The following is a 19,577-nucleotide window of genomic DNA, read 5'->3' as shown; positions in this document are numbered from 1 at the left end:
TTTCATAAATACCAGTCGAGTAAGAGGTAGAGAGTGACATCCCGACCATCCCCGTCGCCGAACAAAACCGTCAGGCCCAAGCGTCGCAGCGCCCTGCTGCCCACCATTATTGTGGTGGCAGCGCTGGTGGTTGCACTGGTGATTTTCTCCGGAATATACACGGACATGCTCTGGTTCAACCAGGTCGGTTTTGCCGGTGTGTTCTGGACAGAACGCATTGCCAAGCTGCTGATTTTCCTTGCAGGGTTCCTCATCATGGCCTTGGCGGTGTATTTCTCCATACGGGCCGCGTACAAGGCCCGGCCCGTCTATGCCCCGGACAGCGCCCATGAGGACAGTCTTAACCGGTATCAGGCACAACTTGAACCAGTGCGCCGGGTTGTCATGCTGGGCGTTCCCATTGTCTTCGGCTTGTTTGCCGGAACGGCCGCCATGGCCCAATGGGAAAAAGTCATGCTGTTCCTCTACCAAGTACCGTTTGGCACCACTGACCCAGAATTCGGCATGGACGTCAGTTTTTACACCAACACGTTGCCGTTCCTGGGTTTTGCAACGGGCATGCTCATCAGCGCCACGGTGATTGCGTTCATTGCCGGAGTCCTGACCCATTACCTCTACGGTGCCATCCGACTGACTGAACGCGGCATCTTCACCTCCCGCGCAGCCCAGATTCACATCGCCATCCTGGCCGGAGTGTTCTTGTTGCTGCTTGGCGTCAACTTCTGGTTGGGCCGCTTCGCCACGTTGCAGGACAACTCTGGCTACCGCGCCGGTGCCATGTTCACTGACGTCAACGCCGTGATCCCCACCAAGGCCATCTTGGCTGCCGCCGCCATCATAGTTGCGATTCTTTTCATCGTCGCTGCCTTCTTGGGTAAGTGGAAGCTTCCCCTGATTGGCACCGGCATGCTGGTTGTCACCGCGATTGTGGCTGGTGGCTTGTACCCGTGGGCTGTCCAGGAATGGCAGGTCAAACCGTCTGAAGGCAATGTGGAGCTTCCATACATTGCGCGGAACATCGATATGACACGTCAGGCCTACGGGCTGTCCGGCATGGAAGTCACGCCCTACAACGCCACCACGACGGCGACGCCCGGTGCGTTGCGCCAAGACGCAGACACGGCGGCAAGCATCAGGCTGCTGGACCCAAACTTGATTTCATCCACTTTTGCCCAGCTTGAACAGTACCGCCCGTATTACAAGTTCCCGAAGACCCTGAACGTCGATCGCTACACCATTGACGGCAAGGTCCAGGATGCTGTGATCGCTGTGCGCGAGTTGAATCCCAACGGGATCGACCCCGACCAGCAGAGCTGGTACAACCAGCACCTGGTCTACACGCACGGTTATGGCGTGGTTGCCGCATACGGAAACACTGTTACCTCCGACGGCAAGCCCGTGTTCATGCAGTCTGGTGTGCCTTCCGAGGGTGTGTTGGGAACGGATACCAGTTACCAGCCACGCATCTACTTTGGTCAGTCAACCAGTGAGTACTCAATTGTTGGTGCACCGAAGGGGACTGCGCCCATTGAATTGGACCGGCCTACAGGCAACAGCCCCACCACCACCAGCGACAACCCAGCTGACGAGTCACTGACAACGTTTACTGGCAATGCCGGCCCCAATGTGGGTAACTGGTTCAACCGGGTCATGTATGCATTGAAGTTCCAGTCCTCGGATCTGCTGCTGACCAACGGCGTGAATGAAAAGTCGCAGATCCTTTACGACCGCACCCCGGCCGAACGTGTTGCCAAGGTCGCCCCGTACCTGACCTTGGACGGCAATCCCTATCCCACCATTGTTGACGGCAAGGTCAAATGGATTGTGGACGGCTACACCACCAGTTCCTACTATCCGTATTCACAGCAGCAGCAGCTGCAGGAAGCCACCACGGACTCCCTGACGGCCACAGGTGGCATCCGGCCGCTTCCGAATGCTTCAGTGAACTACATCCGCAACTCCGTCAAGGCAACAGTGGACGCCTATGACGGCTCGGTGGAGCTCTACGCGTGGGATGCGCAGGATCCGATTTTGAAGGCATGGGAGAAGATCTTCCCCACCAGCGTGAAGCCGTTCACGGAGATGTCCGCAGATGTCATGTCCCATGTGCGCTACCCGGAAGACTTGTTCAAGGTGCAGCGTGAACTGTTGGGCCGGTATCACGTGACCGATCCGACGAACTTCTTTAAGAACACGCTGGCGTGGAGCGTCCCGGACGACCCCACAACCAAGGCCGTTGACAAGCAGCCGCCCTACTACCTGTCTTTGAAGATGCCAGGCCAGGACAAGACTGCTTTCTCCCTGACTACGGACTTCATTCCCCAGGAAGTTAAAAACACTGATTCCCGCAACATTTTGTATGGCTTCATGGCTGCAAATGGTGACGCCGGCAATGTCAAGGGCGTCAAGAGCCCTGACTACGGAAAGTTGCAGCTCCTTCAATTGCCTGACGCCACGCAGGTGCCGGGACCGGGACAGGTGCAAAACACGTTCCAGTCCGACCCCTCGGTTTCAGAACAATTGAACGTGCTTAAGCTGGGCCAGTCCGACGTTATCAATGGCAACCTGCTCACCCTTCCCATGGGTGGCGGCATGCTGTACGTGCAGCCGGTCTACGTGAAGTCCACGGGCTCGACGTCGTACCCCACCTTGCAGCGCGTGCTCGTCGCCTTTGGTGACAAGATTGGCTATGCGGCAACGTTGAACGAGGCCCTTGACCAGCTCTTTGGCGGTGACTCCGGCGCAGCGGCAGGTGATGCTGGCGTCCAGAAGGATCCCGGCACAGGTGGAAGTTCCACGGAAGGTACGGTTACTCCTCCATCCGCCAACGGAAATGCGGCGCTGGGCAAGGCGCTCAATGACGCAAGCACTGCCTTGAAGGACGGCCAGACCGCACTCAGCAAGGGTGACTTCACCGCATACGGGGAAGCCCAAAAGCGTTTGGAGGCAGCCATCGCTGCAGCGTTGGCAGCCGAGGGTGCCGCGGCCACGCCTGCGGCACCGTCAGCAGCACCGAGCGCGGAGCCGAGTGCCACACCGTAGCTACGGCGTCGTGCACGTGTATTGATTGAAGGGCCCGGTTGCCCTACGGTGGCCGGGCCCTTCTTTCTGTGTGCAGGCCCGTATCGTGTGGGAGACGAAGGTCACGTGCTGCGGGTTTGCTGCCAAGGCAGCCCCCGCGTAAGGTAGTAATTGCAACGCGGGGTGGAGCAGTTCGGTAGCTCGCCGGGCTCATAACCCGGAGGTCACAGGTTCAAATCCTGTCCCCGCAACCAAGATGAGGAAAACCCTCGGCCAGCTGGCCGAGGGTTTTTCGTTGTCTAAACTTGAAGTCTAGAACGTCTAGAACACGGGCACCAAGAACACAGCCACGGCTAGGTACAGCATCTTGGCGGTCCCTGTCTTGGTGATGGCAGCGGAGAATGAAATCATTCCCGCCACTAAAATAAGCGTCTGCCACGCCATGGATCTGCGGGCCTGGTCCATGGTTACGACGCGGTTCAGGACCATGGCGAATGCTGCCAGCAGTGCGGCCACGGATGCGGGAACAAAGCGGGTGGTCATCATGACAACTATGGCGAGCAGGATGATAAGTGCCGGAATTGCGCGGGGACCCAGCGGTACCGTCTGCCGTCGGATGGCGTAGGGGCAGTCCACGAGTAAAACGTTCTGATCCAGTGTGTGCTTGTCGAGAGCCTGCCAGCTGCCATGCAGTAACAACGTGTCGCCGGCATGAACACGGATGGCTCTGACGTGGCCCGCCCGTGTGGGTGGTGCAGGAAACTTTCCTGCACGCTGGTGTGCAAGAACCACCAAGGAGCCACTTTCGGTGACCATACCGGGATAAACTTCTGTGCCGATCAAGTTCGAGCGGGGAGCCACAAGCACCTCCGCCGCTCCAAAGGACTTGCTCACAAGACCGCAGGCAACGCAGCTTCCCTCGTTATCCCGTGGGCCTGGGCTAACTCAGCGATGTGAGCAGCCTTGCCGCGCATCACGAGAAAGTCACCTGGGCTCAAAGTGTCCTGTTTCAGCGGTTTGCTGGCAGCACTTTGCACACTGATCAGGTGCACCTCCCCGCGGATGGCTTTGGCAACCACAAAAAGGGTCGCGATGAGCACCACCATTTGGGCACCGGACCCGGAGAACGCATCATCCAGCTCAATGAACACATCGGTGGCTGAAAATCGTGGGTGTGGTTCTACATCGCGTATGAATTGTGACTTTTCACAAGGACAAAGGACTGCATTCTGGTGCTATTCTGACATCACGAAAAGTGGATAGAGCAAATTTAGGCTCTAGCCACGGTGCAATGGTCGCCCTTGGTGAAAGAGGAATTGTAGGAACAACAATGCAGTTCTTTGACGTATTTTGGTCAATTACCATCGCCTTCCTCTTCCTGGCCTATTTAATCCTACTTTTTCAGATCATGGCCGACATTTTTAGGGACGGCTCGCTCTCGGGTATTTCCAAGGCAATTTGGATTTTCGTCCTGTTTGTTACCCCATATATTTCGGCTCTCATTTACCTTATTGCCCGCGGCAATGGAATGGCGCCGCGGAGCGCCAACGCTGCAAATGCTGCTCAGCAGAGCAGCGAGGAATATCTGCGCAGGGTCGCGGGAACTCAGAGCCCAGCAGACCAGATCTCGGCAGCCAAGTCCCTGTTGGATTCAGGAACCATCACGGAAATTGAGTACATGCAGCTCAAGGCGAAGGCACTTGCCTAACGGAACGTTGGACAGGCTGCATCAAGCCACTGCGATCCGACTGGATCCAACCACCCGCGCCAGAGCGGCGTGGACTAAAATGCGAATAACTTAGTGAAGCAACGGCGGACTCCACGGCTCCGCCGTTGCTTGTTTTTGATTCCGCCCATTTTCCGTGAAGGAGTGTGTTTTGTTGAGTATTGGCAATTGGTTCGCTGACGCCGAGAATATAGCGTGGCTGCTGCTGGTTCTACACGTGGTTGTCGGGGCAATCGCAGTAGCGTACATCTCCGCCAGGCGACGGCCGGCAACGGCCATTGCCTGGATGCTCACCATTATTTTCATCCCATATGTTGGCCTTGTGGCATTCTTGCTGGTTGGGTTTACCCGCCTGCCGAAGACTCGCCGAGAGAAGCAGATCCACGTCAATAGACTCATCATGGAGCGGACTGAAGGGCTGGACCAGCACAGCCACCGTGAGGACTGGCCCAAAGGCCTGTCCACACTTGTCACGCTCAACAACAACCTGGGCGCGCTGCCCATGGTGGGCGGCAACGACGTCGAACTTCTCCCGGATTACCACGGCTCCATCGCGGCGATGGCCCATGCGATTGATTCAGCCGAACGCTACGTTCACGTGGAGTTCTACATCCTGGTCCACGACACCGCCACAAAACCTTTTTTTGATGCGCTGGAGCGGGCATGCCGGCGAGGAGTGACGGTGCGAGTGCTCAGCGACCACTTGGCCTCATTGATGAACCCGGGCCGAAAGGAAACTCTGGCATGCCTGTCCAACATGGGTGCCGAATACCATGCCATGCTGCCGTTGCGGCCGTGGAAGGGGAACTTTCAGCGGATCGACCTGCGTAATCACCGCAAGTTGTTGGTGGTGGATGGCCGGGTGGGGTTTGCCGGCTCGCAAAACCTGGTCCATGAGAGTTACAACAAGAAAAAGAACATTGCCCGCGGACTGCGTTGGCATGAGCTGATGATGCGCGTGCGCGGGCCCGTGGTTCGCGAGCTCGACGCCGTGTTCGTTACCGATTGGTTCAGCGAGACCGACGTTCTGCTGGAACTGGACACCTCGCCGGTCATCATGGACCCGGCCAAGCATCTTGTGGATGCCCAAGTAGTGCCGAGTGGGCCAAGTTTTGAAAATGACAACAGCATGAAGCTTTTTGTTTCCATGATTCACCAAGCCACCGACCGAATCAGCATCACCAGCCCTTACTTCGTGCCTGAAGATTCAGTGTTGCTGGCCATCATCACCGCAGCTGGCCGAGGCTTGTCCGTGGAACTATTCGTCTCCGAGATAGGGGATCAGGCCATGGTCTATCATGCCCAACGCTCCTACTATGAGGCCCTGCTGCGTGCCGGTGTGAAGATATTTCTGTACAAGTCCCCCGAGGTGTTGCACTCCAAGCACTTCAGTATTGATGCCGACGTCGCCGTGATTGGATCTTCCAACATGGACATCAGATCCTTCTCGCTGAACATGGAAATCTCAGTGTTGATTCATAGCGCATCATTCGTGGAACAAATGCGTGCAGTGGAGGACGGGTACCGTGCCAATAGCAAGGAGCTTGCGCTCGAAGACTGGATCAACCGGCCACGCTGGGAAAAGTTCTGGGACAGCGCTGCAAGACTGACCTCCAACCTGCAATAGTCCCCACGCCCTCCCCAACGCCAGCCGCTGGCGCGTCTGCCTTCGGGACCCCTCGGGCGCGTGGGCCCAACCACGCCCTCCCCAACGCCAGCCGCTGGCGCGTCTGCCTTCGGGACCCCTCGGGCGCGTGGGCCCAACCACGCCCTCCCCAACGCCAGCCGCTGGCGCGTCTGCCTTCGGGGCCCGTCGGGCGCGTGGGCCCAACCACGCCCTCCCCAACGCCAGCCGCTGGCGCGTCTGCCTTCGGGGCCCCTCGGGCGCGTGGGCCCAACCACGCCCGTGGATCTCCTACGTAGCGGTTTTTCTCTTGAGCTTTTCGGTTTTGGCCGCTGCTCTTTGCTCTTGAAGCATTTGCTTTGGCTCATTCACGTCGCCGATGAACGGACGCAGCCACGCCGATTGCGGGTGCGAATCCACGAGGATCGCCCTGGCGAACAGGGACAGCGGAACGGCCATCAAGGCGCCCAGCGGACCCAAGAGTTCCGACCAGAAAATGACAGACAGGAATGTCAGCGTCATATTCAAGTTGACCGTCCCAGAGACGAACTTAGGCTGGATGATCGATTGGATCAGCGAGTTGATGACGCCGTAGAACGCCACAACGGCAATGAAGGCCGGCAGGCCCCCCGCCAGCAAAGCCATGATCGCGGCTGGGACCAGACTGATCCAAAAGCCAATGAAGGGGATATAGCCGCAGACAAAGGCCAGCAACGCCCAAAGTCCCTCACCCGGTACTTCCAGCACAAGCAGCAGGATCAGGCTCAGCACGGCAACGATGGCACCAAAGATGGTGGTCATGACCATGAACGAGCGTGAGAGCTTGGCGAAGTTGGACAGTGCCTCGACCACGGGCGCGCACTTTTACTGCACAACGGCAAGGATCGTCTGGTAGTAAACGGCGTCGACGCTCATGAACATCACCAAGAGGATCAGAAATATGGTGCCTGAACCGACATTCATTGCGCTGCCAGCAGGTTGTAGGCGGTGTCCAGTAGAACCCTGGGATCAACAGAATCCACAATGGAGCATATCTGGTCGTCGCCTATGCCCAGGTTGTCGTGGAGAAACATCCACAACTGGCCGCGCAGTTCCGATATTCGTGGTGCAAACTGCGGAAGCAACCGGGTGAGCTGCACAGCCGAAACCCAGAGTGAGGCTATCAAGGCACCGACCATTGCGTAGACGGCCAGAATCATTGAAATGGTGGCCAGCGCAGCCGGGACACCCCGGTTGATGAGCCGCTATTTGAGCGGATAAACGGAGATTGTCAGAACGAGCGCCAAAAACACCGGGCCGAAAATGAAAGAGATTCGGCTCAGCCCAAAAAGCACTATGACGGCTGCCGCCAGACCTAACAGCACCTTTGCCCCCGAAGAGTTTTGGTGCGGGTCCGGCGATGGGATGGTGTTTGCTTCGCTCATTGACTGCCCGTTTCGATGCTTCCAGCGAAATGCCCCAATGGCCTTGGAAGGCTTCCATCCGGAGGTGCTCGTCACAGGCAGTTCAGGCAGTTTCACGCGCAATAATTGCTTGCAGCTCCTCGCTCCAGGCATCGAGCACCCAAGACCGCCGGTTGGCGTCGTCAGTGAGAATATTGGCCAGGCCCAGACCGCGGCCCAAGTCGAGTGTTGCAGCCACAATTGCCCGCAACTGGGGTGTTTCACGGTCAATGTCTAACAGTGTGGCAGCCAGCCTGAAGGCCTCACGCGCAATTATCTGCTCAAGTGGAATGATGTGTTCGCGCACCGCTGGATCCACGGCGGCGGCATTCCACACCTGCAGGGCGGCCTTGAACAAAGGGCCGGTGTACATGTCCACCAAAGAATCAAGAACCTCGCGCACACGCACGGGACCGCTGCTCCGAGCGGTAAGTGTGGTCTGGATTTCCTGCACGCGGGCAACGGTCATATGCTCAATGGCCGCAGTGAAAAGGTCGTCTCGCGTAGGGAAATGGTGCTGTGCGGCACCGCGGGAAACCCCTGCGTGGGTGGCCACTGTGGCCACTGTGGTGTTCGTCCAGCCCGCCTCCGCCAGCAGTGTGACGGCACTCTCCAACAGCCGCTCGCGGGTGGCGCGGCTGCGTTCCTGCCTGGGCTCGATGGCTATTCTGCTCACAGGAGGGACGCTAGCACAAATTATAAACAAGCAAGCATGATTGCTTTTTTGTGCGTCACCTCACATACTGGTGAAGAGGCTACGGAAGATTCCTACTGGCCCGTATTTCGAACGGCAAGGGGCTCCCAAGCCTCGCAACGAAGGAGTGCCTTCAATGGCGGATCTAGTGGATGTCTTGACCGATCTTGAAGCGGAATCTGCTGCGCTGGATGCCATCCTGACGGCATTGCCGGCCAAGTCCTGGTCGCTCCCCACTCCCGCTCCTGGCTGGAGCATGGGCTACCAGCTGGGGCACTTGGCGTGGACCGACGGCGTTGTCATTGATGCCGCAGCCGCTGCCCGCGGAGATGCTGCGGCCTTTTCCGCAGTCGGGCAGGACCTGCGTTCCGGAGCTATCACGATCGACTCGGCCGCTGAGCAGCTTGCCGCACTGCCCCCGGATCAACTGCTGGCGCAGTGGAGAAGCGGACGACGCCGGATGGCTGCGTCCCTGCGCCAGCTCACCCCGGGTGCCAAGCTGCCTTGGTTTGGGCCGCCCATGAGCGCCACGTCCATGGCGACGGCGCGCATCATGGAAACATGGGCTCACGGCCAGGACATTGTTGATGCCCTGGGGGTTGGCCGCCCAGCCACTGACAGGCTGCGTCACGTTGCACATCTTGCCGTGCGGGCAAGGAACTATGCCTTCGCGTTGAACCGACTGGCATCTCCGGCGGATGAATTTCGGGTGGAACTGCAAAGCCCTTCGGGTGAACTTTGGGTGTGGGGGCCGCCGGATGCGGTGGACAGCGTGTACGGAACGGCCAAGGATTTCTGCCTCTTGGCCACTCAGCGCCGCCACCGCGACGACCTGGCCGTCTCAGCTGATGGACCCAACGCGGACAAATGGCTGGACATTGTCCAAGCCTTTGCCGGCCCTCCCGGGCAGGGACGGCAAAGCAAGGGACGGCAGAGTCAGGGAGCCGAGGGCGAAGAATTCCAGGGTGAGGCCCAGCGCGGCGCAGCCAAGCCCGCGGAGGCCGCTTCATGAGCGTGCTGCGCGTTGCCAATGCCTCAGGGTTTTACGGGGACCGGGCCGGGGCCTTTAGGGAAATGCTGGATGGCGGCCCGGTAGATGTCATCACCGGCGACTACCTGGCCGAGCTGACAATGCTCATCCTGGCGCGTGACCGCGCCAAGGACCCCACCACTGGCTACGCCAAGACGTTCCTGGCAGAGATGCGCCAGAGCCTGGCGCTGGCACTGGAGAAAGGTGTGCGGATTGTTGTCAACGCCGGAGGGTTGAATCCTGCCGGCTTGGCTGCGAAGTTGCGCGAACTGGCAGAAACACTGGGCGTGGATGCCAAAATCGCGCATGTTTACGGTGACGACCTCTTGGAGCGGGCTCAGGAGCTGGGCTTTGGCACATCGGCAGAAAAGCCACTGTCCGCTAACGCCTACCTGGGCGGCTGGGGCATAGCAGCGGCACTGGATGCCGGTGCCGACGTCGTGGTGACGGGCCGGGTGAGCGATGCCTCGCTGGTGGTCGGCCCAGCAGCCTGGCACTTCGGCTGGCAGCGCACTGATTGGGACAAGATTGCCGGTGCCATGGCCGCCGGGCACGTCATCGAATGCGGGACACAGGCAACCGGAGGGAACTACGCGTTCTTCGATCGCTTGGCGGACATGCACCGCCCCGGCTTCCCCATCGCTGAGATCTCCGCCGACGGCTCCAGCGTCATCACCAAACACCCCGGGACCTCGGGCGCTGTCACCTGCGGCACTGTCACTGCGCAGTTGGTCTATGAAATAACCGGGGCCCGCTATGCCGGTCCCGACGCCGTGCTGCGCCTGGACTCCATTGACATTGCCGAAGATGGCCCCGACAGGGTGCGCCTGAGCGGTGTGCGGGGAGAAGCCCCACCGGACACGCTCAAGGTGTCCATCAACGAGCTGGGGGGTTTCCGCAATGAGGTCACGTTCGTGCTGACAGGGCTGGACATTGAGAAAAAGGCCTCCTTGGTCCAATCCCAGCTCGAAAACACCGTGCCCGAAGGGACCACCTGGACCCTGGCCCGCACCGACCACCCCGACTCCGAGCGCTGTGAGGAAGCCAGCGCGCTGCTGCACTGCGTGGCCCGCGGCCAGGACTCCAAGCTGGTCGGCCGTGCCTTCTCCAACGCTGCCGTGCAGATTGGCCTGGCCAGCTACCCCGGCTTCCACCTCACTGCCCCGCCCGGGGACGCAGTTCCCTACGGAGTCTACACACCCGGATGGGTAAACGCGGCCGAGGTTCCACACATCGTGGTGCGGCCAGACGGCAGCGAAATCCCACTGCCACCGTTGGCTGGAACGGTTGCCGCCGCCGTCGCACTGGCCGCAGTTGAGGAGCCTGAACTGCCTGCGTTCCCTGCACCAGGAACGGAGGCAGGCGCTGCGAGACGTGCCCCGCTGGGGCACATTGCGGCGGCTCGTAGCGGGGACAAGGGAGGCGACGCGAATGTGGGTGTGTGGGTGGACAACGCGCGAGCCTGGCCGTGGCTCGCCAACACCTTGACGGTGGGAAAAATTAAGGAGTTGCTGCCGGAGACTAGGGCGCTGGACGTGGAACGGCATGTCTTCCCGAAGCTGCACGCCGTCAACTTTGTTATCCATGGCCTGTTGGGTGAGGGTGTGGCATCCAACGCCCGTTTTGACGCGCAGGGCAAGGCCCTGGGTGAGTGGCTCCGTGCCCGCCATCTTGAGATTCCGGAGGAATTCCTGTGAGCGTTCTACACAGCATGATTGACCCGTTGAGCCCCGAATTCACCAGCAATGCGGTAGCCATGGCGCAGAAGCTGGCCGGCCTTGACGGGGACTACGCCAAAGTCCTGGAAAGTGGCGGGGAGAAAGCCGTGGCCCGTCACCGCAAGCGGGGCAAGATGCTGGCCCGGGAGCGGGTGGAAATGCTCCTTGACAGGGATGCGCCGTTCCTCGAGCTATCGCCCCTTGCCGCATGGGGCACTGCGTTCCATGTCGGTGCCAGCGTGGTGACGGGCATTGGTGTGGTGGAGGGCGTGGAGTGCATGATCGTCGCCCACGAACCGACGGTGAAGGGCGGCACCTCCAACCCGTACACCACGAAGAAGATCTTCCGGGCACTGGACATCGCCCGGGAAAACCGGCTGCCGGTGATCTCCCTCGTGGAATCGGGCGGTGCTGACCTGCCCACGCAGAGCGAAATCTTCATCCCTGGCGGGAAGCTCTTCCGCGACTTGACCCGGCTGTCCGCCGCGGGCATTCCCACCATTGCGCTGGTGTTTGGCAATTCGACGGCCGGAAGAGCCTACGTGCCCGGCATGAGCGACCACGTGGTCATGATCAAGGAACGCTCCAAGGTTTTCCTGGCCGGGCCCCCACTGGTCAAAATGGCTACCGGGGAGATCTCCGATGATGAATCCCTCGGCGGTGCCGACATGCACGCACGCATCTCCGGCCTGGCCGGCTATTACGCGGTGGATGAAATGGATGCGCTGCGGATTGGACGCCGGATTGTGGCCCGGCTCAACTGGGTCAAGACAGGGGCCGCGCCGGCTCCCGCCCAGGAGCCGCTGCTGGCTGAAGAAGACTTGATGGGAGTGGTGCCCGGGGACTTGAAAGTGCCCTTTGACCCACGCGAAGTGATTGCCAGGGTGGTGGACGGCAGTGACTTTGACGAGTTCAAGGCGCTGTACGGCACCTCCCTTGTCACCGGCTGGGCCAGAATCCACGGCTACCCCGTGGGCATCCTGGCGAACGCACGTGGTGTGCTGTTCTCCGCCGAATCCCAAAAAGCCGCCCAGTTCATCCAATTGGCCAATTCTGCGAACACCCCGCTGCTGTTCCTGCACAACACCACCGGTTACATGGTGGGTAAGGAATATGAGCAGGCAGGCATCATCAAGCACGGGTCCATGATGATCAATGCCGTCTCCAACTCCACCGTCCCGCACCTCTCGGTCCTGATGGGTGCTTCCTTCGGGGCGAGCCACTACGGTATGTGCGGACGTGCCTTCGACCCGCGCTTCCTGTTCGCCTGGCCCTCGGCTCGGTCCTCCGTCATGGGCGCCGCGCAACTGGCAGGCGTCATGTCAATCGTGGGCCGCGCCGCTGCAGCTGCCGCGGGGCGCGAATTTGACGAGGCTGCCGACGCCACCATGCGGGCCGCCATCGAGGGGCAGATCGAGGCGGAGTCCTTGCCGACCTTCCTCTCCGGCAAGTTGTACGACGACGGCATCATCGACCCCCGCGACACCCGCACTGTTTTGGGCTTGGCACTTTCGGCCATCGCCACCACCCCCATCAAGGGCGCCGAGGGCTTCGGCGTCTTCCGGATGTGAGCCAAGGATGACACTCATGGCACCAACCACCATTCACAAGGTCCTTGTGGCCAACCGCGGTGAAATTGCGCGGCGCGTGTTCCACAGCTGCCGCGAGCGCGGCATTGACACGGTAGCCGTGTATTCCACGCCCGACGCCGGAGCCCCCTTCGTGGCTGAAGCGGACACCGCGGTGCACCTGCCGGGCAGCAGTGCAGCGCAAACGTACCTGCGCGGGGACTTGATCATTGCAGCCGCCCTCCGTGCGGGGGCTGACGCCATCCACCCGGGCTACGGTTTCCTGTCGGAGAACGGTGGCTTTGCCCGTGCCGTGGAGGAGGCCGGGCTGCTCTGGATTGGCCCGTCCCCGGAAGCCATGGACGCCATGGGCTCGAAAATCGAGTCGAAATCACTGGTGGCCGCCGGTGGTGTGCCTGTCCTGACGAAGCTTGACCCCGCCACCGTGAGGGAGGCACAGCTTCCTGTTCTCATCAAGGCCTCGGCCGGCGGCGGGGGGCGCGGCATGCGCATAGTGCGGGCCGTGGCGGATCTGCCAGCGGAATTGGCCACCGCCCGCGCTGAAGCGGCGAGCGCCTTTGGCGACGACACCGTGTTTTGCGAACCCTACTTGGAGGCAGGCCATCACGTTGAGGTCCAGCTCATGGCAGACACGTACGGCACGGTGTGGGCGGTGGGGGAGCGTGAATGCTCCATTCAGCGCCGGCACCAAAAGGTCGTGGAGGAGGCACCCTCTCCGCTCGTGGAACGCACGCCCGGCATGCGTGAAAAACTGTTTGCCGCAGCCGTGGCCGCAGCGAAGGCCGTGAACTATGTGGGCGCCGGTACCGTGGAGTTCCTGGCCGATGAGTCGGGCCGCTTCTACTTCCTGGAAATGAACACGCGCCTGCAGGTGGAACACCCTGTCACCGAATGCACCACCGGCCTTGACCTGGTGGCCCTGCAACTGGACGTGGCCGCAGGTGCTGCGCTCGCCGACTGCGTCCCGGGCGGTGCTGAACGGGACGGGCTGGCACCCGCCCCGCATGGGGCTGCCATTGAGGTCCGGCTATATGCGGAGGACCCGGCCGCCGAGTGGGCGCCGCAGACAGGCATGGTGCGGGCCTTTGACTTTGACGGCTTAGCAGCGGCCTTTGCCCTGCCCGTCCGCGAGCGCGGCCTGCGCCTGGATTCCGCTGTGGAGGCTGGCTCCGCCGTGTCCATTCACTACGACCCCATGCTGGCCAAAGTCATTGCCTGGGCCCCCACCCGCACCGAGGCGGCACGGCTGCTGTCCCGGGCGCTGGTGCGGGCACGCATTCACGGAGTGCGTTCCAACCGAGACCTGCTGGTCAACATTTTGCGTCACAGCGCCTTTTTGGCGGGAGAGACGGACACCTCGTTCCTGGCCACGCACGGGCTTGACACGCTGGCCGCCCCCGTTGCCGGACCACAGGAAGAGCGCCTTGCCGCCCTTGCCGCAGCCTTGGCCGGAGCCGCCCTGCGCCGGCAACAAGCCGCGGTGTTGGGTGGGCTGCCCGGCGGGTGGCGGAACCTGCGCTCCCTGCCCCAACGCGCAACGCTTGCGGGCCCTGCGGGCGACCACGAGATCAGCTATGCCCTGACCCGGGCGGGACTGCAGGCGGAAGGTTTTGCGGGGGTCGTCGTCGTCCATCTGGATCCGGCAGTGGTCAGTCTGGATGTTGATGGGTTGGTCCGCACGTGGACGGTGGCGCACCATGACACGGCGACAGGGACTGTCCTTGAAGTCGACAGCGATGGCGGTGCCGTCACGTTTGCCGAGGTGGTGCGCTTCCCCGACCCCAGCTTGGCAGTGCCGGACGGCTCTCTGACGGCGCCCATGCCAGGGGCTGTCGTGGTGGTGCACGTTGCCGCCGGGGATCTCGTCACCGCCGGGCAGCCGCTGCTGGTGCTGGAAGCCATGAAGATGCTGCACACCATTAGCGCATCTGCCGACGGAACTGTTGTGGAACTGCTTGTTGCTGTGGGCGCCACAGTGAATGTGGGCACCGTGCTGGCCGTGGTGGAAGACACCAACGAATAGCCATGAAATTTGTAGTACTTTCAAGAACTTTCGGAATGATTCAAGAAGGAGCAGCACATGAAACACGTTGAAACAGAAGAGCAGCAGGCTTTGCGTTCCGCTGTGCGGGACATTGTGGGCCGGTACGGGGTTGAATACGCCAACAAGCACGCCCGTGCCGGTGAATCCATGACTGAACTGTGGCAGGAGATGGGGGAGGCAGGCTTTCTGGGTGTGGCAGTGCCCGAAGAATACGGAGGGGGCGGGTGCGGCATCTATGAACTGGCTGCGGTGTTGGAGGAAGCCTCGACCCTGGGTGCCTCGCTGATCATGATGGTGGTCTCCCCGGCCATCTGCGGCACCGTCATCGCCAAGTACGGCACGGACGAACAAAAGCAGCGCTGGCTGCCAGGTTTTGCCGACGGCTCCATAGTCATGGCCTTCGGCATCACCGAGCCCGATGCCGGCTCCAACACCCACAACATCTCCACTGTGGCCCGCCGCGACGGGGATGATTGGGTGCTAAACGGACGCAAGGTGTATGTGACCGGCGTGAATAACGCCGACTACGTGCTCATCGTGGCGCGCACTGTGGATGAACGCAGCGGCCGTCTGCGCCCGGCCATGTTTGTGTTGCCGCGGGAAACACCCGGCTTCGAATACCGGGAAGTAGACATGGACATCATCGAGAGTGAAAAGCAGTACCTGCTTTTCCTTGACGATGTGCGCCTACCCGCCGAAGCTCTGGTGGGAGGGGCGGACGCGCCCCTGGAAGCCTTGTTTGCGGGGCTGAACCCCGAGCGCATCATGACCGCGGCGATTGCTGTTGGCACGGGACGCTACGCCATCAACATAGCCGCCGAATATGTGAAGGAACGTTCCGTGTGGGGCCAGCCCATTGGCGCGCATCAGGGTATTTCCCACCCGCTGGCCAAGAGCCACATTGAAGTGGAACTGAGCCGGCTCATGATGCTGCACGCAGCGGCTCTCTACGACGCAGGGGAGGACAAGGCCGCAGGGGAGGCTGCCAACATGGCCAAGTACTCAGCCGCAGAAGCCAGCATCAACGCTCTCGACACGGCCATTCAATCCCTGGGTGGCAACGGTTTGAGCAAGGAATATGGGCTGGCTCAAATGCTGGGTCTTGCCCGCATCGGCAGAGTAGCCCCCGTCAGCCGCGAAATGGTGCTGAACTTCGTGGCCCAGCACTCCCTTGGCCTGCCGAAGAGTTACTGACATGGAGACCCGCAACGACGCCCAACCCAGCAAGCTGGTGCACTATGCGGTGGAGGACGGTATCGCCACCCTCACCCTTGACTCGCCAGCCAACCGCAACGCCTTGTCGCGGCAGCTTGTCGCCGAGCTCGTGGGGCACCTGCGGCAGGCCGCCGCGGAGGCCGCGGCCGGCGTCGTGCGCGGGATAGTGCTCAGCCACACAGGCAAGGTGTTTTGCGCCGGTGCCGACCTGTCCGAGGCGAGCGCCGCGCCGGAGACCGGTGGTGGCGTGGAGGCTGGTGCACAGGACCTGGTCCGGATTCTGCACACCATCTTGACGGTGCCGGTGCCCGTCATTGCAAGGGTCGACGGCGCCGCCCGGGCAGGCGGGCTGGGCATCCTGGGTGCGTGTGACATGGTGGTGGCCAGCACTGTGGCGAGTTTTGCCTTCTCGGAGGTGCGGATCGGCGTGGCCCCGGCCATCATCTCGCTGACCACCAGGGAACGGATGAGCAGCCGCTCGGTGTCCCGCTACTTCCTCACGGGGGAGAGCTTTGGGGCGGCCGAGGCACAAGCCTGTGGACTCATCACGTGCGCGGCGGAGACCCTGGGCGACGCCCTGGCTCCGTTGTTGGCGTCCATCCGCCTCGGCTCCCCGCAAGGACTGGCCGAAAGCAAGAAGATCGCCAACGCGTCCATGCTGGCCAGACTAGAGGCAGGTGCGCAGGAAATGACGGAGCTTTCCACACGGCTCTTCGGAACGGCGGAAGCGGCTGAGGGGATGCAAGCGTTCCAAGAAAGGCGCCCCCCGGCCTGGCACTAACTGACGCTCCTGCAGAACCGGGGCTGTTTCCACCGACGCAAAGTGGCCATTGCCTTATACGACTCAAACGAGACCCCCTGGGAGGGATCATGAACAAAGCATCAGAGAACACCGCATCCGAGAAATCAGCAGCTACCAGTGGCCAGAGCAGCCAGGCCAACTTGGCCGGGAAAACCCTCATCATGTCCGGAGGGTCGCGAGGCATTGGCCTGGCCATCGCAGAACGCGCCGCCCGCGACGGAGCAAATGTGGTTCTCGTCGCCAAGACGGACACCCCCGACCCCCGGTTAGAGGGCACCATCCACACTGCCGCAGCGGCCATCGAGGAAGCCGGGGGCAAAGTGCTGGCCGTGGTGGGTGATGTTCGCGACGATGACACCATCGCCGCCGCCGTGCAATCCGCCGTTGACACCTTTGGCGGGATAGACATTGTGGTCAACAACGCCAGTGTCATCTCCCTTGACGGGACGTTGAACGTGTCCGCAAAACGCTATGACCTCATGCAGGACGTCAATGTACGCGGCACGTTCATGCTCACCAAAGCCGCACTTCCGCACCTGCTGGAAGCTGCCAATCCGCACATCCTTTCGTTGTGTCCGCCGCTGAACCTCGCCCCGAAGTGGCTGGGCCCCAACCCGGCCTACACGCTGGCCAAGTACGGCATGACCCTGGCCACGCTCGGCTTTGCGGCGGAGTTCGCTGCGCAGGGAGTGGCAGCCAACGCGCTGTGGCCGCGCACCACGATCGCCACTGCCGCCGTCGCGAACCTCCTGGGTGGGCAGGAGATGATCCGGCGCTCGCGGCATGCCACCATCATGGCAGACGCCGCACACGCAATCCTCACCACGCCCAGCAGGGAACTCACCGGCCAGACCATCATCGACGAGAAGCTTTTGCGCGCCCGCGGGATGGTGGACTTCGCCGCCTATGCGGTGGATCCGACGGCGGAACTCATGGTGGACCTGTATGTGGACCCCTGATGCTCCGAGCCCTTCCAAGCGGGAAGCGTGGCTACGGCAATTGCAGGGCTTCCTTGGTGATGAACTGCAGCGTGCCGGTTAGCAGCGCGTGCGCCTGTGGGCGCGTGAGGGTCTGGCGCAGCAGCCACTCACGCGCCCCGCTGCGGGCCAAGTGCGCGTAAACCCGGAACATGGCGCGGATCTGCTCCCGGCTTTGTTTGCGCCCGGCCAGCCCGCAGGCCTGGATCAGTAGCTCAATGGTGTCATTTTCCGAAGCGATCAAGATTCTTTCCAGATCCGGGTCCCGACCCATACCGCCGGAGCCGAGTGCCAGCCATGAGGCCTCAGACTCCTCCAACGAGTCCAAAAAACCTTCCACGGCCAGTTCAATGCGCTCGTCCAGCGAACCTTCGGGCAGTTTGGCGATCGCCACTTCGGAAACCGTCGAGCTGATCCGGATGACCTCTAAATACAGTTGGCGCTTGTTGCCAAAGTAGTGGTTGACCAGCCCGCGCGCCACCCCGGCGGCCGCCGCAATGTCGGTCGCAGAGACGTCCTCGTAGGGGCGGGCATTGAAAAGTTTTTGCGCGCACACAAAGATTTGCCGGCGCCGTTCATCGGGGTTCAGCCGCTGTCTGCGCGGCTCGGTATCCACATTGCCAAGCACGACCTTATCCGGCACGGCACCACCGGTGGTCTCTATTCCATGTACGACGCCGGGGACCTCCTTGGCAGCGGAAGTCTGGTTTGGGTGCGGGGTCGGTTTGGGAGCGTTCATGGTGCCTCGTCTCCGTCAAGCCAGGGCAGCCACGGTGGCAGATCGGCTGGCACGGACAGGGGGAAGTGGGGTGGCCGCTTTTCCAAGAAGGAACGTACTCCTTCAACGGCGTCCCTGTGCCTGGGGATTTCAGCGATGAGCTGCGAGTCAAGGGCATGAACGGGAAGGGGCGAGTCAAGGGTGCTGAGCCGGTTGAGCATTTGCTTGATCACGGTCGTCGACACGGAAGCGGTGTTGGTGATGATGTCCCGGGCCAGTACGTACGCGGCGTCAAGGACGTCATCGGGTGCATGCAAGGACGTGACAAGCGAGGCGTCAAGCGCTTCCTGGGCACCAAAAACCCGCCCGGTCAGCATCCAGTCGGTGGCCCGGGGGATGCCCACAAGCCGAGGCAGGTACCAGATAGAACCACCCTCGGGGAAGACTCCGCGGCGGCTGAACGGGAACGCAAAACGCGAGTCGTGTGAGGCGAGCCGAAAGTCGCACGAGAGCGTGATGGTCAAACCGCCGCCCACCGCCACCCCACGCAGGGCCGCGATGACTGGTTTGTTCATGCCAAAGATGGTTTTCGAGCAGCGTCCGGCCGGCTCCTGCCACCCTTGGCCGACGTCGTCGTTAATGGACAGCTCAAAACCACCGCTGCGCAGGTCTGCGCCCACGGAGAAGTCGGGGCCCACGCTGGTGAACACCACCACGAACACCGAGGGGTCCGCGTCTGCGGCCTTAAAGGCTTTCTCCAGTTCATCGGCCATGGCGGGGGTGTAGCCGTTGCGGGCCTCCGGACGGTTCAGCGCAACTGTCGCAATGCCCTCTGCCACAGCATAGGTGATGGCTGAATCGGGGGTGGAATTCGCTGCTGCCATGGACATCGCCTTTGTGAACTGGATACCGGCTTGCATCAACCGTTGACACGCTGTCAATAATCCTGAATTATTGGCAGTATGTCAACAACTTCA

17 protein-coding genes and 1 tRNA gene are annotated in these 19,577 nt (G+C 61.4%); 11 read left to right on the top strand and 7 right to left on the bottom strand.

Annotated elements, in window-relative coordinates; genetic code table 11:
- Positions 1–33 precede the first annotated feature (33 nt).
- Together JMA46_RS03400 and JMA46_RS03395 are read left to right on the top strand one after the other, a co-directional pair.
- The gene (locus tag JMA46_RS03400) at positions 34–3,042 is read left to right on the top strand and encodes a UPF0182 family protein (protein ID WP_348770042.1); all 3,009 of its coding nucleotides are present in this window, start codon (positions 34–36) and stop codon (positions 3,040–3,042) included.
- Positions 3,043–3,198: 156 nt separating this feature from the next.
- Positions 3,199–3,275: transfer RNA gene (locus tag JMA46_RS03395), tRNA-Met, on the top strand.
- Positions 3,276–3,342: 67 nt separating this feature from the next.
- Here the strand turns inward: JMA46_RS03395 and JMA46_RS03390 are convergent.
- On the bottom strand, positions 3,343–3,915 hold the full coding sequence (locus tag JMA46_RS03390) for an SLC13 family permease (protein WP_207343884.1): 573 nt from the start codon (positions 3,913–3,915) through the stop codon (positions 3,343–3,345).
- Positions 3,912–4,172: a hypothetical protein gene (locus JMA46_RS03385; protein WP_207343883.1), complete on the bottom strand. Its 261-nt coding sequence runs from the start codon at positions 4,170–4,172 to the stop codon at positions 3,912–3,914. Before JMA46_RS03385 ends, JMA46_RS03390 begins: the two co-directional genes overlap by 4 nt.
- A gap of 47 nt (positions 4,173–4,219) precedes the next feature.
- Between JMA46_RS03385 and JMA46_RS03380 the strand changes: the two genes are divergently transcribed.
- Positions 4,220–4,729, top strand: coding sequence for an SHOCT domain-containing protein (locus JMA46_RS03380; protein ID WP_348770041.1), 510 nt, complete (start codon positions 4,220–4,222; stop codon positions 4,727–4,729).
- 178 nt (positions 4,730–4,907) lie between these two features.
- On the top strand, positions 4,908–6,374 hold the full coding sequence (gene cls, locus JMA46_RS03375; protein WP_207343916.1) for a cardiolipin synthase: 1,467 nt from the start codon (positions 4,908–4,910) through the stop codon (positions 6,372–6,374).
- A 288-nt stretch (positions 6,375–6,662) separates the two neighbouring features.
- Here the strand turns inward: cls and JMA46_RS03370 are convergent, their stop codons facing one another.
- From JMA46_RS03370 to JMA46_RS03360, 3 genes are all read right to left on the bottom strand, one after another.
- Positions 6,663–7,223, bottom strand: coding sequence for an AI-2E family transporter (locus tag JMA46_RS03370; RefSeq protein WP_207343882.1), 561 nt, complete (start codon positions 7,221–7,223; stop codon positions 6,663–6,665).
- A gap of 107 nt (positions 7,224–7,330) precedes the next feature.
- Positions 7,331–7,570, bottom strand: a complete 240-nt coding sequence (locus JMA46_RS03365; protein WP_207343881.1) for a hypothetical protein — start codon at positions 7,568–7,570, stop codon at positions 7,331–7,333.
- 307 nt (positions 7,571–7,877) lie between these two features.
- Positions 7,878–8,489: a TetR/AcrR family transcriptional regulator gene (locus JMA46_RS03360; protein ID WP_348770040.1), complete on the bottom strand. Its 612-nt coding sequence runs from the start codon at positions 8,487–8,489 to the stop codon at positions 7,878–7,880.
- A 154-nt stretch (positions 8,490–8,643) separates the two neighbouring features.
- On the opposite strand from JMA46_RS03360, the gene JMA46_RS03355 reads away from it, so the two are divergent.
- The 7 genes from JMA46_RS03355 to JMA46_RS03325 all read left to right on the top strand — a co-directional run bounded on the left by JMA46_RS03355 (position 8,644) and on the right by JMA46_RS03325 (position 17,864).
- Positions 8,644–9,519, top strand: coding sequence for a TIGR03084 family metal-binding protein (locus JMA46_RS03355; protein WP_207343880.1), 876 nt, complete (start codon positions 8,644–8,646; stop codon positions 9,517–9,519).
- On the top strand, positions 9,516–11,234 hold the full coding sequence (locus JMA46_RS03350) for an acyclic terpene utilization AtuA family protein (protein ID WP_207343879.1): 1,719 nt from the start codon (positions 9,516–9,518) through the stop codon (positions 11,232–11,234). The genes JMA46_RS03355 and JMA46_RS03350 overlap by 4 nt, the downstream gene beginning before the upstream one ends.
- Positions 11,231–12,826, top strand: coding sequence for a carboxyl transferase domain-containing protein (locus JMA46_RS03345; RefSeq protein ID WP_207343878.1), 1,596 nt, complete (start codon positions 11,231–11,233; stop codon positions 12,824–12,826). Before JMA46_RS03350 ends, JMA46_RS03345 begins: the two co-directional genes overlap by 4 nt.
- Before the next feature lie 16 nt (positions 12,827–12,842).
- On the top strand, positions 12,843–14,867 hold the full coding sequence (locus JMA46_RS03340; RefSeq protein ID WP_207343877.1) for a biotin carboxylase N-terminal domain-containing protein: 2,025 nt from the start codon (positions 12,843–12,845) through the stop codon (positions 14,865–14,867).
- A gap of 57 nt (positions 14,868–14,924) precedes the next feature.
- A complete protein-coding gene (locus tag JMA46_RS03335) occupies positions 14,925–16,082 on the top strand; it encodes an acyl-CoA dehydrogenase family protein (RefSeq protein ID WP_207343876.1) in 1,158 nt (385 codons plus the stop codon).
- A 1-nt stretch (position 16,083) separates the two neighbouring features.
- Positions 16,084–16,884: an enoyl-CoA hydratase family protein gene (locus tag JMA46_RS03330; RefSeq protein ID WP_207343875.1), complete on the top strand. Its 801-nt coding sequence runs from the start codon at positions 16,084–16,086 to the stop codon at positions 16,882–16,884.
- A gap of 89 nt (positions 16,885–16,973) precedes the next feature.
- Positions 16,974–17,864 carry an NAD(P)-dependent oxidoreductase gene (locus JMA46_RS03325; protein WP_207343874.1) on the top strand — a complete coding sequence of 297 codons (891 nt, stop codon included), beginning with the start codon at positions 16,974–16,976 and terminating at the stop codon, positions 17,862–17,864.
- Between the two features lie 31 nt (positions 17,865–17,895).
- On the opposite strand, the gene JMA46_RS03320 is transcribed toward JMA46_RS03325, so the two are convergent.
- Complete coding sequence (locus JMA46_RS03320; protein WP_207343873.1) at positions 17,896–18,621, bottom strand: TetR/AcrR family transcriptional regulator; 726 nt, start codon at positions 18,619–18,621, stop codon at positions 17,896–17,898.
- Positions 18,618–19,484 (bottom strand): enoyl-CoA hydratase-related protein, encoded by an 867-nt coding sequence (locus JMA46_RS03315; RefSeq protein ID WP_207343872.1) that lies wholly within the window; start codon positions 19,482–19,484, stop codon positions 18,618–18,620. The genes JMA46_RS03320 and JMA46_RS03315 overlap by 4 nt, the downstream gene beginning before the upstream one ends.
- Positions 19,485–19,577 lie beyond the last annotated feature (93 nt).

It is taken from the genome of Arthrobacter sp. E3 (assembly GCF_017353415.1).
GTDB lineage: Bacteria > Actinomycetota > Actinomycetes > Actinomycetales > Micrococcaceae > Specibacter.
This window is presented reverse-complemented; position numbering and strand designations above follow the sequence as displayed.

Bases quoted from the DNA above. Each gene is read 5' to 3' on its own strand.
- JMA46_RS03355 (WP_207343880.1), top strand. From the start codon at position 8,644: ATGGCGGATCTAGTGGATGTCTTGACCGATCTTGAAGCGGAATCTGCT.
- JMA46_RS03315 (WP_207343872.1), bottom strand. From the start codon at position 19,484: ATGGCAGCAGCGAATTCCACCCCCGATTCAGCCATCACCTATGCTGTG.
- JMA46_RS03330 (WP_207343875.1), top strand. From the start codon at position 16,084: ATGGAGACCCGCAACGACGCCCAACCCAGCAAGCTGGTGCACTATGCG.
- JMA46_RS03340 (WP_207343877.1), top strand. From the start codon at position 12,843: ATGGCACCAACCACCATTCACAAGGTCCTTGTGGCCAACCGCGGTGAA.
- JMA46_RS03325 (WP_207343874.1), top strand. From the start codon at position 16,974: ATGAACAAAGCATCAGAGAACACCGCATCCGAGAAATCAGCAGCTACC.
- JMA46_RS03365 (WP_207343881.1), bottom strand. From the start codon at position 7,570: ATGATTCTGGCCGTCTACGCAATGGTCGGTGCCTTGATAGCCTCACTC.
- JMA46_RS03350 (WP_207343879.1), top strand. From the start codon at position 9,516: ATGAGCGTGCTGCGCGTTGCCAATGCCTCAGGGTTTTACGGGGACCGG.
- JMA46_RS03320 (WP_207343873.1), bottom strand. From the start codon at position 18,621: ATGAACGCTCCCAAACCGACCCCGCACCCAAACCAGACTTCCGCTGCC.
- JMA46_RS03335 (WP_207343876.1), top strand. From the start codon at position 14,925: ATGAAACACGTTGAAACAGAAGAGCAGCAGGCTTTGCGTTCCGCTGTG.